Source organism: Niabella aquatica (genome assembly GCF_054779315.1).
Genome location: NZ_BAAGYM010000001.1, coordinates 156,912 through 171,792, shown reverse-complemented (window position 1 = coordinate 171,792; position 14,881 = coordinate 156,912). Strand labels below are relative to the sequence as shown.

Genomic DNA, 14,881 nt, shown 5'->3' with positions numbered 1-14,881 from the left:
AACCAAAATGATGAGTAAGATTAATAAAAGTAGTTTAACAGCAGGAAGTTTACTGTGTCTGATAATGATGGCCGCGGGAAATGCTTATGGCCAGGTAAACGAACCGGCCCGGGAAGCGGCGGCTTCAGGCACTGCGTTTTCATTCGGCGTGAAAGGAAAAGTATTGGATAGCCGCTCAGGGCTTCCGGTAACCGGGGCAAGGATTACTTATAGAAATACTGTAGCAAAGATCACTGACAGCATCGGGAATTTTGAGCTGAATGTTCCTGGAAAGCATGCTTTGATCGAAGTATCCATGGAGGGATACACTACTAAAACAATACCGGTGCTGTCTGATAAGCCGCTATCCGTTGTATTATACCCGGCCGATTATCATTCGCTATACGAAAAAACAAGTACTGTTTTTGGCGACAACGGTATACTGAAAACAACGGGCGCTGTTGAAAAACTCGATATAGATGCCTGGGAACAGAATTCAGAAACAGCAGATAGTTATTTACAGGGTAAATTTTCAGGAGTCTCTGTTATCCGAAAATCCGGAACGCCAGCGATGGGCGCCAACGTATTGATCAGGAACTTCAGCTCATTATATGCGAATAACCAGCCCTTATATATTATCGATGGCGTAGTATATAATGCCGAAATGCATAGCCCTTCCATAACGGTGGGGCATGAAAACAACCCGCTTCAGAATATTGATATAAGAGATATACAGGATATAACTGTATTAAAAGACGCGGTGGGAACCTCTATTTACGGCGCACGCGCGGCAAACGGTGTGATAGTGATCAATACCAACCATGCAAAAGAGCTCGCCACCCGAATTGATCTGCAGTTGTCATCTGGCTACAACCAGGCACCTAAAAATTTGCCGCTTTTAAATGCGTATGCTTATCGCAGCTACCTCAATGATGTATTGGCCACATCTTCCTATTCCGGAGAAGAAATTGCAGCGATGCCGTTTAATAATGACGACCGTTCTTATTCAGAATATGGCACTTATCACAATAATACCAACTGGCAAAAAGAAGTGTTTAAGAACAGTATGGATAAAAATTTATTTTTAAGGGTAACAGGCGGCGATAATATTGCTAAATATGCCCTTTCTGTCGGTTACAATAATGAAAGGGGAATTATAGATAATACCCAGCAGGATAAATATACGGCCCGGTTCAATGGCGATATGCGCCTGAGCAACCGGCTAACAGCTCAAACCAATATTTCAATGGGATACGGGCAGCAGCGGTTAAAAGATCAGGGCTTGTCTCCCAAAACCAATCCGGTATTCCTGGCATTAACAAAAGCCCCGTTTTTATATCCCAATGATATTACCAATGATGGCTCTGTTTCTCCTAACTATGCCGATGCCGATTATTTTGGTTATTCTAATCCAATGCAGGTAATTTATAATGGTTTAAACAATAAAAAAGCGTACCGGTTTTTAGGATCGCTGGTATTTGATTATAAGTTAAATGAGCATTTTAATATCAGTAATCTTACCGCTGTTACTTATGATAAGGCCCAGGAAGATTTTTTTGTTCCTAAAAAAGGAGTGGCTAAGGATACTGTAAATAATATGGAAGTGTACAGCCGCCTCGGGGCGCAGGTAGCACGCTATTATGCGATTTCAAATGACCTGCGGCTGCGCTTTAACAGCAGGCTGGGTAATGAAAGCGATATAGAAGCTATTGCGGGTTTCAGGTACCAGAAAAATGATGCAGAGCAGGACTATGCGTTAGGCTTTAATTCGGCAACGGATCAATTAGTAAGTATCGGAAATTCTACAGCCGAATCAAGGGTATATGGCGGTCATATCGGGAAATGGGTAAATGTAACAGGATATGCCCTGGCCAACCTGACGTTGCAGAACAGATATATTATTAATGCTTCCCTGGGTGTAGACGGGTCCAGCAGGTTTGGAAAAGAGGCCGATCAGGGCATTAAGATATCCGGCCATCCTTATGGGGTATTCCCGGCTGTTGGTGCAGGATGGATCTTGTCGAATGAAGATTTCTTAAAAGGAAGCCCGGTGATAAGCCTGCTGAAACTAAGACTGAATTACGGTCTGGTAGGTAATGACGATATAGGAAATTTTAATGCCCGCAAAAACTATATTTCTCAGAACCTGCTGGGTGTTCAGGGCTTGGTTCGCGAAGGCGCCGCTAATCCTTACCTGAAATGGGAAACAGTAGAAAAGCTAAACGGCGGGGTAGATGTGGCTCTGTTCCAGGAACGGCTGAACTTTAGCATTGATCTTTATCAGCATCATACCAAAAATATGCTGGTATATAATAAGGGCAACTCCTTATCCGGCATCAGCCACTATTTATTCAATAACGGATCAATGAAAAATACGGGTGTTGACGTAAGTATATTCGGGCGCTTGGTCAACAGCCGCGTTAAATGGGATGCAGGTATTTCTTTAGGAAAATACAATAATACAATAACGGATATCCCCGAAACAGTGTATACAGAGTATGCCGGCGCCACTTACATAACCCAAAAAGGGCAGGTAGCCAATTCTTTTTACGGGTTCAAATTCGAGGGGGTATACAGCACGCAGGCAGAAGCAGATGCCGCAGGTTTGGTAATACTGGATGTGACTGGAAATAAAATTCCTTTTAAGGCCGGGGACGCCAGGTTTGCGGATAGAAACGGCGATAAGATCATTGATGGCAATGACCGGTTTATATTAGGAAATCCCCTGCCCGATTTTTTTGGAGGCATGAACCATTCCGTTTCCTATAAACGATGGAAGTTCTCGGCACTGTTCACTTTTAGCGCCGGTAATGATGTGTATAATTATACCAGGGCACAGTTGGAGTCCGGTAAAAATTTTTACAACCAGACCGAGCTTATGCTGAACCGCTGGAGAGCCGAAGGCCAGGAAACCAATGTACCCAAAGTAAGTTATGGCGATCCGATGGGAAATGCCCGCTTTTCTGACAGGTGGATAGAAGACGGATCTTATTTTAGGGTAAGACAGGCGGTACTGGAATATGATTTCGGAATCAACAGGCAGATCATAAAATATATACGGGTTTACGGTACTGCCAATAATCTTTTTACAATTAGCAAATACCTGGGATACGATCCTGAGTTTGCAGTTTCGGCGAACGTTTTTCAACAAGGGATAGATGTAACGCTGGAACCCATCTTCAGATCGTATCAACTGGGCGTTCGTATTGGTTTATAATAATAAAAATTTGTAGTAATGAAAATCGTGCACTCGCATATACGTTTTATACTAATGGCTTTGCCGGCAGCCGCATTATTCTTTGCTTCCTGCAAAAAAACGCTTGAGCTGCTACCGGAAGATAAGCTGGATCAATCTATGGTATATAATACCCTGGCTGATGCGGATGCTGTTGTGCTGGGCATTTACGGGCAGGTGGCTGGTTTGGGAGATAAGTATATTCTGCTGAACGAACTAAGGGCCGACCTGGTAGATGTTACGCTGAATGCAGACCCCTGGCTGCGGCAGTTATCCAACCATGAGGTAACCGCAGATAATCCTTATGCAGATCCTACCCCTTTTTACAAGATCATTTTTAACTGTAATGATGCGTTGAAAAACTTTAAAATCATGGCCGACCAGGGCAAATTAAGCCAGGCAGAGTTTACGCAAAGATATTCTGATATAGCGGTATTAAGAACCTGGTTGTACCTCCAGCTAGGCATTCATTATGGTGCCGTGCCCTATATAACCGAGGCCGTTGAAACGGTAAAAGATATCCCGGCACTCAATAATCAGCCTAAATTGGGCTTCGATCAGCTGATCACCCAACTGATCAATGATACGAAAGACCTGCCTTATCTCCAGTACCAGGCATATCCTACGGGGGCCAGCCTCAATTTTACGGTAGATGCTAGAGATACCCGTAAAATATATATTTGTAAGCCCCATGTGTTAGGTGAGCTGTATTTATGGAAAGGCGATTATTACCAGGCTGCCTACTGGTATAAAAAGATTCTGGGATCGGAAGATGAAAATTATTATTCCACCGTCAACGAGTGGGAAAACTTCAGACGCAATTCAAACCGGATTGGGTGGTCAGATGCTGCCAATGCAAATCTGGTGGTTAGTTTCTCCCGGGCACAGGAGGGCTCTTCGCTTATCAACTCGGTGACCGAAGGTTGGCGAAGCATGTTTGCTTTACCTAATACCAGCAGGCATTGGTGGTCTGAATGGAACTGGGGAATACCCTACAGCAATGCTTTTGCTCCGGGGAATCCCTTTGTAGAGCTGGCGTCAAAAGCCGGTAGCTATAAAATAAGGCCTTCTCAGAAGATCATCGATTACTGGAATGCCCAAACAAACAACAGTGGCATTCCCTGGGATCCCAGGGGAAAATTATCTTATGAAATGGTAGGAAGTGACCCGGTGATCACCAAGCTGACTGATAATGCATCAGGGCCACTGTCACTGCTGAACAAGGGCGGGCAATGGAACATCTTCAGGGCGGCGCAGGCGCACCTGAGGTTTGCTGAAGCGGCCAATCGCGATGGACAGGGCCGTGTAGCGTATGCGCTTTTAAACGACGGTATTATAAATACTTATTATTATGGCGCTCTTACCAGTGGCGGAACAAAGGCACCTGCCAGCTTTTTTGAGCTGGAATCCATGATCACCCACCAGGGCTTTGGAACAAGCAGGGTTGCTTATCCTGAAAACTCTCCGTATTACCTGGATGCGCGGGTCAAGAACCAGGTAGGACTGGGAATGTGGTACCGTAATATAGGAATCAGAGCCAGGGCAACTATGCCTAACCTGCAATTGCCCGGTATCACCTACGGTCCCGGAACGGCTGACGGCTATGGTAATGTAATGATGGGCTTTGAGGTAGACCCCGTTTTGCTGGAAGATAAAATTGTTGAAGAGGACGCCGCAGAGCTGGCTTTTGAGGGAGAGCGGTGGAGCGACCTTACCCGTATTGCCCGTCGCCGGAACGACAATGCTTTCCTGGCAGATAAGGTGTATCAAAAATTATTGAAAGCAGGCAATCCCAAAGCCGGAGAAGTACGGGCAAAGCTGATGAACAGGGATAACTGGTACCTGCCGTTTAAGCTGGACTAAAGGCCCAAGGAGGGCTGTATTTCAGCTATTCCAGGGGGCCTGCATTATATTTGAACCTGAACTAATGCACGAATAAAACCACGAAAGTCTTTATTCGTGCATTAGCATTTTTATTAAATGAAACAGTAACTATTTATGAAGTTGAGATTATTCGTTTTTTTATTGTTGTTATTAGGCGCAGGTCATTTATCGGCCCAGGAAATATTTCCAGATGGCACGCCTATACCCGACTGGTTTAGAAAAATTACTCCCACCGATATCAACAAGCTCGGTAAAAAATACCGGATCACCGATCATGGGGTGGTTAACGACAGCAGCCGTATTCAAACAGAAAAAATTCAGGCGGTGATAGATAAGGCTGCAGGTAACGGAGGTGGTGTGATCGTTGTGCCTAAAGGAACATTTTTGAGCGGTTCGCTTTTCTTTAAGCCCAAAACCCACCTGTACCTCGAAGAAGGTGCAACCCTTAAAGGCAGCGATGATATCAGCCACTTTGCATTAATAGAAACCAGGATGGAAGGGCAAATGCTGAAATATTTTGCAGCCCTTGTCAATGCCGATAAAGTAGATGGGTTTACTATTTCAGGAAAAGGAACACTCAATGGAAATGGCTTAACTTATTGGAAGCACTTCTGGCTGCGCCGTGAGTTTAATCCGAAATGTACCAACATGGATGAAATGCGCCCGAGACTATTATATATTTCCCATAGTAAGAATGTGCAGGTGTCGGGCATCAGGCTGATCAATTCTCCGTTCTGGACCTCACATTACTATAAGTGTGAAAACCTGAAATTGCTGGATCTTTATATTTACGCGCCTCAGGCACCGGTAAAAGCACCCAGCTCCGATGCTATCGACCTGGATGTTTGTAAAAACGTACTGATTAAGAACTGTTATATGTCAGTCAATGACGATGCCGTGGCGCTGAAAGGCGGTAAGGGGCCTTTTGCAGACAGAGACAGTAATAACGGGGGAAACTATAATATCATTATAGAAGATTGTACTTATGGTTTTTGTCATAGCGCACTTACCTGCGGCAGCGAATCGGTTCACAACCGTAACATCATTTTACGCCGTGTAAAGATCGAACATGCGCAAAGACTCCTTTGGCTGAAAATGCGCCCCGATACCCCGCAACATTATGAGTACATAACTGTGGAAAATATTTCAGGATTTGCAGCTAATGTGTTGTTTATACAGCCATGGACGCAGTTCTTCGATCTGAAAGGAGAGCAGGAAATACGTACTGCTAATGCCCATCATATCACCATGAGAAATATTGATCTGCATTGTGATGCGGTATTCAATGTAAAGAAATCGGATCAATATATGCTTTACAATTTTACTTTTAAAAATCTTACAATCAAAGCCGCTAAAAATCCGGAAATAAATAAGGACTATATCAGGAATTTTACTTTGGATAATGTAATGATAAACGGAGTGAAATTATAAATAGTGATGTGGCTTAATTTACGTTTTGAAATTAATAGCAAAGCTACACCTGTATTATTTCGATGATGCAGAAATAAAAGGCATCTCTTCAAAAAGCGAAAGAGGCCCATGGTACAAGGCAGGAACGGCATGATGGATATAAACAATGATTTGTTCTTATAAAATGTCGCCTACTTACGTTATTTGCTTTTACTTTCCTCATATTCTTTTTCAGGAGCTGTTTCAGCGCTGAATACAAATAGCATGGGATATTTATTATATGAAGCTACACTTCCTGTAGGTATTGGTTCGCTTAGTGCAATTATAAAATCGGGAACGCTGTTTGTAAGGTGGAGCATCATTCGAGAGCAACAACAGGTATTTTGATGTGGTAGCCTCTACAAATGGAATCCATTTTACCTCTCAATAGCACCGGTTTCGGGCATTTCTTTTATATTCCTGTTATGGATCAGTTTTGCGGGTAACCGGAAAAAAGTGCGTTTGTATGCAGTAATGTCAGGACTTGTACCGGCAGCTTTTTTAGCGGCTGTGTAAAAAGTGCTTTGTTCAAAGTTAATGGTGCTGCAGATATATTTATCCGTATCAGGCAGGTAGATCAGCATGGGGTCGCAAAATATAGCCGTGTTATTAAAGCAGCAAATAGGCTTTATCCATAATCCGGAAGTGCCAACCTTGATATGCCTGCACAGGATGCAACAGGACAATAAAAAGTGGGGATATTTTATTTTCGTAGTCAATGATAACCCTGTTATTATATAACGATTGAACCAATTTGATATGCGAGTCTCAAGTCAGGATATACTGCCAGTCAAATGGATATGTGTTATTATCTGTTTTTTTATTATCGGGTGCAATACCGTTCTGGCCATTGCAGTACCGCTTCAGCGCAAATATAATTTCAACAGCAATTGGGAATTGCATATCGGTGAAGTGCGGCCAGAGGAATACGCCTCTCCTTCGGTTAGTTCGGGAGGAGCCTGGAAACCAGTCACTTTGCCTGCAGCCTGGAACGAAGATGAAGCATTTAAAAAGGATATCGTGGATCTGTCAACTGGTATCGTATGGTATCGCAAACATATTAAAACGACGGCAAAAAGGTTTGTTATCTCGATAAGCAGTAATGCCGGCACCGGGTTTATTAAAAATAAAAGGATATGCGATACAAAAATATAATCATTTTCGTTTTGGTGCTGTTGTTTGGTTTTCCTGTTTTCAAAAATACAGGGAGCTTATATGCACAAACTTTTCCCGATGGAACGCCCATTCCTGCCTGGTTCTCCGATACAGGTATTGTTACGTTGAATTCACTGGGAAAAAAATATACCATTACTGATCATGGTGTAAAAGCCGACAGCACGCTTGTACAAACCGAAAAAATCCAGGCGGTTATCGACAAGGCGGCCGGAGAGGGTGGCGGGGTGGTCATTATTCCCAAAGGCGTTTTCCTCAGCGGCTCGCTGTTTTTTAAACCTCAAACGCATTTATACCTGGAAGAAGGGGCAACCCTCAAAGGCAGCGATGATATTTCCGATTTTAAAATTATTACCACCCGCATAGAAGGACAGTCGCTGAAATATTTTGCCGCGCTGGTCAATGCCGATGGCCTGGATGGTTTTACTATTTCGGGCAAAGGGATCATCAATGGTAACGGGCTGCGCTACTGGAAGGCTTTCTGGCTGCGCCGCCAATGGAATCCCAAATGCACCAATATGGATGAGCAACGCCCGCGGCTGCTGTTTGTATCGAACAGTAAAAATGTGCAGGTATCGGGCGTACAGCTGCTTAATTCGCCGTTTTGGAGCTCTCATTACTATAAATGTGAGAACCTGAAAATTCTTGGCGTGCGTATCCTTGCGGGTACCAATAACGGCAGCGAAGTGCGAGCGCCAAGTTCCGATGGTATTGACCTGGATGTATGTCAGAATGTTTTAATCAAGAACTGTTACATATCAGTAAACGATGATGGCGTTTGCCTGAAAGGAGGCAAAGGGCCAACGGCAGACAAAGATCCTAATAATGGGGCCAACCGCAATATCATTGTCGAAGACAATACCTTTGTCAATTGCCCGTCCCTGACATTGGGCAGCGAATCGGTTTTCACTTACAATGTGATAATGCGGCGTTGCACTGTAAATAATACATCGCACGTGCTGTTGCTGAAAATGAGACCCGACACGCCGCAGAACCATCAATATGTACTGGTAGAAGATATCAACGGGACTGCGCGCAGTTTTTTCTCAATAGGTGCGTGGATGCAGTTTTTCGATCTGAAAGGGCAACCGGAGCCGAAATCTTCCGCGAGCCATATCACTATACGCAACTGCAATGTAAAATGCAATGATTTTCTCCATATCAAATCTTCAAAGCAATACGCGCTTTCAGATTTTACATTGGAAAACCTGGACATTACTGTTCCGGAAAAGCCCCATATTGAACTGGATTTCATCAAAAATCTGCAGCTGAAAAATATTACTGTAAATAATAAGAAACTGTAGACCTACTATAAGGTCTTTAAAACCTCATATTGTTTAGTTAAATAAATTTTGTCGTGGTGTCCCGATCGCTATCGGGATGACGAACCACCCTTCGACAAGCTCAGAGCGACAGACATTATTTAATTGATATGACACTAGGTATACCTTTAAAATAAGCATCATGTTAAGAAAACCCATAGCGCTTGTTATTACCTGTCTGTTATTGACAGGTATGCTTTCTGCACAGGCAAACCACGAAGGCATCCGGATCAGCCAGCTGTTTAATTTTGGCTGGAAATTTCATCATGGCAATGTTCCCAATGCTGAAAAGCCCGGCTTTAATGATTCGGACTGGAAACCCCTTGACTTGCCGCACGATTTCCAGATCAATCAACCCTGGGTGAAAGCTGCCGGTGGGGCAAGAGGTTTTAAGGAAGAAGGAACAGGTTGGTACCGTAAAATTTTTAAGGCCGATCCTGTATGGAGGGGTAAAAAAGTATTGCTTGATTTTGAAGGTATCATGTTGAGTGGCGATGCATGGCTGAACGGGGTAAAAATAGGTGGTACCGATTATGGTTACCTGGGTTTTGAGACAGATATTTCAAAGCTCATCAAATATGATGCAGACAATATACTGGCTGTTCGGGCCTCCACAAAAGGTAATTCGCGCTGGTACACCGGCGGCGGGCTTTTTCGCGATGTGTACCTGGTTGTTAAGAACGAGGTCTCCGTTGCACGTCATGGGGTGTTTATCACTACATCAAAAATTGATGAACAAAATGCGGAGGTAAAGGTACAGGTAGAGCTGGAAGGGATCAGGAATAAAACCTATAACCTGGAGATCAATGCGGAAATTTTTGCTCCTGATGGAAAACCAATTGCTGTCTCGAAAATTGCCGCACCTCAAAGAAATAAACTTAGAACAGTAGAAGTGCTGTTGCCCGTGATCAATGTGCCTGGTCCGCAGCTATGGGACTGCGACCATCCAAATCTTTACACTGCTGTAGTTACCTTACATTTAGATGGAAAAATAATGGATCAGGTAACAGAAAAATTTGGCATCCGTACCATTGAGTTTTCCAAAGAGTTTGGCTTTAAACTCAATGGTAAAAAAGTTTTCCTGAAGGGAATTGCCAACCACCACGACCTCGGTGCCGTGGGTGCTGCAGCTCACGAAACCGCTATGGCCAGGCAAATGGACCTGCTGAAGGCTTTTGGCTATAATCATATCCGCACTTCACACAATCCATATTCCAAAGCGTTTTTACGTCTTGCTGATGAAAAAGGTATTTTAATTGTGGATGAGTTGTACGATAAATGGAGCAATAAGGATTACTGGGTGGGCCGTAAGCCATGGACGGAGATCTGGCCGGAAAATTTAACTGAATGGATCAAACGCGACAGGAACCATCCTTCGGTGATCCTTTGGTCGTTTGGTAATGAGCTGCAGATGCGGGAAGACCTGGCAGGCTACCCAACCGGCGACTGGGGTGTAACTACTTACCGTTTAATGAATGTGCTGGCCAGGCGTTATGATTCCACCCGCAAAACAACAGTGGCTATGTTCCCTGCCCGCGCCGGTGGCGTAGGTAAAAATGACGAGGGCTTCAATACGAATATTGTTCCGCCTGAGCTGGCTACGGTTACCGATGTGGCCAGTTTCAATTATCGCTGGTACAACTATGCCGATTATTTAAAGCATGCACCGGATATGAATATTTACCAGAGCGAAGCCACCACCAACGAATTATTGGCGCCGTTTTACGGAATGGACAGGGAGAAGATGATAGGACTGGCTTATTGGGGTGCTATCGAATATTGGGGCGAATCCAACGGTTGGCCCAAAAAAGGCTGGGCCTATTCTTTCTTCAATCATTCGCTGGAACCCTTGCCACAAGCCTATTTAATCAAAAGCACCTTCTCCAATGAACCTTTGGTGCATATAGGCATTATGGACAATGAAAAAGAAAATATAGAATGGAACGATATTACTGTAGGCCATTTGCCGCTGTCCGCTCATTGGAACAGGAAAGCGGGGAGCAAACAAAACCTGTTTACTTTTACCAATGCAGAAGAGGTAGAACTATTGGTGAACGGGAAATCGGTTGGTGTTCAGAAAAACAATACCACCGATCCTGCAAAACGTAATATGATCTATTGGCCGGGAGTACCTTATGCGGCCGGTAAGGTGGTAGCAATAGCACGTACCAATGGTAAAGAAGTAGCCCGCCATCAATTAGAAACAACAGGCAGAGCAGTGGCTTTAAAAATAGAAACAGAAAATACGAACTGGAAAGCGGGGGGTACAGACCTGCAGTATGTAAAGGTATATGCGGTAGATAACAGGGACCGGCGCGTGTACACCGCTGATCCTGCCGAAGTGCATTTTGAAATAAGCGGTGCTGCTCAATTAATTGCAGTAGATAACGGCGATCATTACAGTGATGAGCTGTTTGATGGCAACAGCCGAAAATTGTATAATGGTTTTGCAATGGCTATACTGCGATCTCGGCAGGCAGCAGGAAAAGTTACTGTAAGAGCCTCGGTTAAGGGGTTAAAAACAGTGGAAAGAGTACTGGTAACTAAGTAAGGCGGTGTATTGTCAACTAAAGAATTTACGGTGCCAAATCAACAAGGTAATGACAAAAAAGAATCGTCACTTTGAGCGGAGCGGAGTCAAAAAGTCTCCTGAAACTAAAGAGAAATGATGAAATCTAATAGGGCTATATACAATAACTTAAAGCATATGTTACTAAAATGTATAACAGAACAGGTCTGTATGAAGAAAATACTAATTATTGTTTTATTGAGTTGTGTGGTCCCATTTTCAACTTATGCCAACATTGTTTTCCGCAGATCTGGAAGGAGGATAACGTAGAGATATGTTCAAACAGCTAAGGAAAAAAGTACAGAAAGCAATCGCTATAATGAACTGGGGCAGTAAGGATATCGTATTCAGCTTAACACCGGAAAAGGCTGGTATAAAGAAGCATAATAAACTTAGGGATCTTTGGCTGCATAAAAGTATTGACATACCCGCACGTGGTATTGTAGTATTGAAAATATATTAGGATAAGTTAAAATAATTGGCATGAAAAAAATAGGGATCGCTTGTCTGGCTGTTTTTGTATCAGCTCAATTGATTGCTCAAACGCAATGGCCTGCTATTACGCAGCAGGCTAAACCCTGGACGCGCTGGTGGTGGATGGGCAGCGCGGTAGATGAAAAGAATATCAGCGCATCGTTACAGCAATACGCTAAAGCTGGTTTTGGAGGAACTGAGATTGTGCCTATCTATGGGGCCAAAGGATTTGAAAGCCGCTATATCCGATATCTTTCGCCGGAATGGATGAAAATGCTGGACTATACAGTTCAACAATCCAATGCGCTGGATATGGGCGTTTATATTTCTGTGGGCACGGGTTGGCCCATTGGAGGCACACATGTAACCAAAGAAGATGCAGCATCTAAGGTCATCGTTCAGCAATATGATTTGAATGCAAATGCTGCGCTTGGTGAAAAGATAACGGTGAGCGATCCTAAACAAAAAGACTTTGCTGTATTAAGCACTGTAATCGGATTTGATAAAAACGGCAATGCCGTTGATCTTACCGGCAAAGTAGACAAAGAGGGCCATTTAAGATATACAGCTGCACAGGGTTTAAGGCTGTACGCCATTTTCAACGGTAAAACCAGGCAGGCGGTAAAGCGTGCGGCACCTGGTGGTGAGGGCTTTACCATTGATCATTTTTCTAAGGATGCAACAGCCAATTATTTTACAATTTTTGATACAGCTTTTGGTAACGCTTCACACGGTGTAAAAGGCTTTTTCAATGACAGCTATGAAGTGTACGGGGCCAACTGGACACCTGCTTTCTTTGAGGAATTTCAGAAACGGAGAGGATATGACCTGAGCAACTATATCAACCTGCTTTTTTCTGATACCGGCAGTGATGCCGTAGCCCGGTTAAAATCAGATTACCGGGAAACAATGGCCGACCTGATGCGTGAGAACTTCTCTACAGTGTTTACTAACTGGACACATAAAAGGAAAGCGCTTTCCATCAACCAGGCGCATGGCTCGCCCGGTAACCTGCTCGACCTGTACGGAGCCTTTGATATACCCGAAACAGAAACCTTTGGCAGTAGCTATTTTGCGATCAGGGGATTGAAAAGAGACAGCGCTGATATACGCAATGTTGATCCCGACCCCAATATGCTGAAATTTGCTTCATCGGCTGCACATGCTTATGGCAAGCCTTTAACAAGCTGCGAAACCTTTACCTGGTTGGGTGAGCATTTTAAAACTTCCTGGAGCCAGTGCAAACCTGAGGTGGACCAGGTGTTCCTGGCAGGTATTAACCATGTTTTTTATCATGGTACTACCTATAGCCCGGCGGATGCTAAATGGCCGGGCTGGTTGTTTTATGCATCGGTTAACTTTGTTCCCAATAATAGTTTATGGCCGCACTTAAGCGGGTTGAATAACTATATCGCCCGCTGCCAGTCTGTGTTGCAGGCCGGTGCGCCCGATAATGAACTGGCCATTTACTGGCCGGTGTACGATGTATGGCATAATGCCAAAGGCATGGATAAGCCTCTTTCCGTACATCATGTAGATGAGTGGCTGCATCCCACACCGTTTTATAAAAATGTGGTAGGGCTGCAGCAGAATGGGTATTCGCTGGATTTTGTTTCTGACAGGATGCTGGCAGGGGCAAAAGCGAACGAAGGAGTAATGAGCGTAGTGCCTGGTGGCGCCCGGCATAAAGTGCTCTTGGTGCCTGCCTGCGAAAAAATGCCGGTCAACACTTTTAAAAATTTGCTGCGGATTGCAGCAGAAGGCGGAACAGTGGTGATAGAACAGTTGCCTGAAGATGTACCGGGTTTCAATGATGTGGAAAAGCAAAGGGCCGCACTAAAAGCATTGATCCATGGAGTAAAGCTTTCAGAAGTAAACGGGTTGCAGATGGCGCAGGTAGGCAGCGGAAAAGTGGTTGTAGGAAATATGAGTGAGGCGCTGAACCGGTTAAATGTGTTGCCCGAAAGCATGGTATTAAACGGCCTGAAGTTTGTTCGCCGGAAATTGGCAGATGCTGTTTATTACTTTATCGTAAATAATACCGCCAATGACGTGGACGAAGCCATCAGCCTGCAGGCAACCGGGAACAGTGTTTTATTGATGGACCCGCTGAACGGTGCTGTCAGTCAGTTAGCTTTTAAGAAAGAGCGGGGTAAAACAGGTATCCGTTTGCAGTTAAAATCGGGCCAGTCAGTGATCATCAAAGTCTCAGCGAAAACAGCAGTGGTGCCTGCATATAGATATTTAGTGGCAACCGGATCGCCGGTCAATCTGACAAGCAATAAATGGACGATCAGCTTTAAGGAGGGCGGCCCGTTTTTACCAGTTGCAAAACAAACTGCAGGTATCAGGCCCTGGACAAGTTTTACCAATGATATTGCTACGCAGCATTTTTCAGGTACCGGGGTGTACACTACTTCTTTCAGCATAAAAAATAAGGCAACGGATTATTTATTGCAGCTAGATAAATTATATGAATCTGCCCGCATTATCATTAACGGTAAAAATGCCGGGCTGATATGGAGCCTGCCTTATGAAATCAGGGTGGGAGAATACCTGAAAGAAGGTACCAATACCATTCGTATAGAAGTGTGCAACCTGATGGCCAACCGTATCCGCTACATGGATCAGAAAGGAGAACTATGGCGCAATTACCATGAGATCAATTTTGTGAATATTAATTATAAAGATTTTAATGCGGCCACCTGGAATGTACAACCTTCGGGATTGGATGGCGAAGTAAATCTGGTGCCGCTGAGGTAGATTGCCAGTATCATGCAACATGTAAAGTAAGGG

The 14,881-nt window shown here is 44.1% G+C and carries 10 protein-coding genes; 9 read left to right on the top strand and 1 reads right to left on the bottom strand.

Annotated elements, in window-relative coordinates:
• The first annotated feature begins 7 nt into the window (after positions 1-7).
• The 4 genes from ACYVBM_RS00665 (at position 8) to ACYVBM_RS00650 (ending at position 6,895) form a co-directional block, all read left to right on the top strand.
• Positions 8-3,196, top strand: coding sequence for a SusC/RagA family TonB-linked outer membrane protein (locus tag ACYVBM_RS00665; protein ID WP_460683674.1), 3,189 nt, complete (start codon positions 8-10; stop codon positions 3,194-3,196).
• A gap of 18 nt (positions 3,197-3,214) precedes the next feature.
• Positions 3,215-5,077, top strand: coding sequence for a RagB/SusD family nutrient uptake outer membrane protein (locus ACYVBM_RS00660; protein WP_460683673.1), 1,863 nt, complete (start codon positions 3,215-3,217; stop codon positions 5,075-5,077).
• A 135-nt stretch (positions 5,078-5,212) separates the two neighbouring features.
• A complete protein-coding gene (locus ACYVBM_RS00655; protein ID WP_460683672.1) occupies positions 5,213-6,529 on the top strand; it encodes a rhamnogalacturonidase in 1,317 nt (438 codons plus the stop codon).
• Positions 6,530-6,772: 243 nt separating this feature from the next.
• Positions 6,773-6,895, top strand: coding sequence for a hypothetical protein (locus ACYVBM_RS00650; RefSeq protein ID WP_460683671.1), 123 nt, complete (start codon positions 6,773-6,775; stop codon positions 6,893-6,895).
• A gap of 29 nt (positions 6,896-6,924) precedes the next feature.
• Here ACYVBM_RS00650 and ACYVBM_RS00645 read toward each other — a convergent pair whose 3' ends face one another.
• Entirely contained in the window at positions 6,925-7,266 is a 342-nt protein-coding gene (locus tag ACYVBM_RS00645; protein WP_460683670.1) for a hypothetical protein, read from the bottom strand.
• Between the two features lie 40 nt (positions 7,267-7,306).
• On the opposite strand from ACYVBM_RS00645, the gene ACYVBM_RS00640 reads away from it, so the two are divergent.
• From ACYVBM_RS00640 to ACYVBM_RS00620, 5 genes are all read left to right on the top strand, one after another.
• Positions 7,307-7,702 carry a hypothetical protein gene (locus ACYVBM_RS00640; RefSeq protein ID WP_460683669.1) on the top strand — a complete coding sequence of 132 codons (396 nt, stop codon included), beginning with the start codon at positions 7,307-7,309 and terminating at the stop codon, positions 7,700-7,702.
• Positions 7,684-9,024: a rhamnogalacturonidase gene (locus ACYVBM_RS00635; protein ID WP_460683668.1), complete on the top strand. Its 1,341-nt coding sequence runs from the start codon at positions 7,684-7,686 to the stop codon at positions 9,022-9,024. Before ACYVBM_RS00640 ends, ACYVBM_RS00635 begins: the two co-directional genes overlap by 19 nt.
• A 160-nt stretch (positions 9,025-9,184) precedes the next feature.
• Positions 9,185-11,593: a glycoside hydrolase family 2 TIM barrel-domain containing protein gene (locus ACYVBM_RS00630; protein ID WP_460683667.1), complete on the top strand. Its 2,409-nt coding sequence runs from the start codon at positions 9,185-9,187 to the stop codon at positions 11,591-11,593.
• 292 nt (positions 11,594-11,885) lie between these two features.
• The gene (locus ACYVBM_RS00625) at positions 11,886-12,074 is read left to right on the top strand and encodes a hypothetical protein (RefSeq protein WP_460683666.1); all 189 of its coding nucleotides are present in this window, start codon (positions 11,886-11,888) and stop codon (positions 12,072-12,074) included.
• Positions 12,075-12,094: 20 nt separating this feature from the next.
• Positions 12,095-14,848 carry a glycosyl hydrolase gene (locus ACYVBM_RS00620; RefSeq protein ID WP_460683665.1) on the top strand — a complete coding sequence of 918 codons (2,754 nt, stop codon included), beginning with the start codon at positions 12,095-12,097 and terminating at the stop codon, positions 14,846-14,848.
• Positions 14,849-14,881 lie beyond the last annotated feature (33 nt).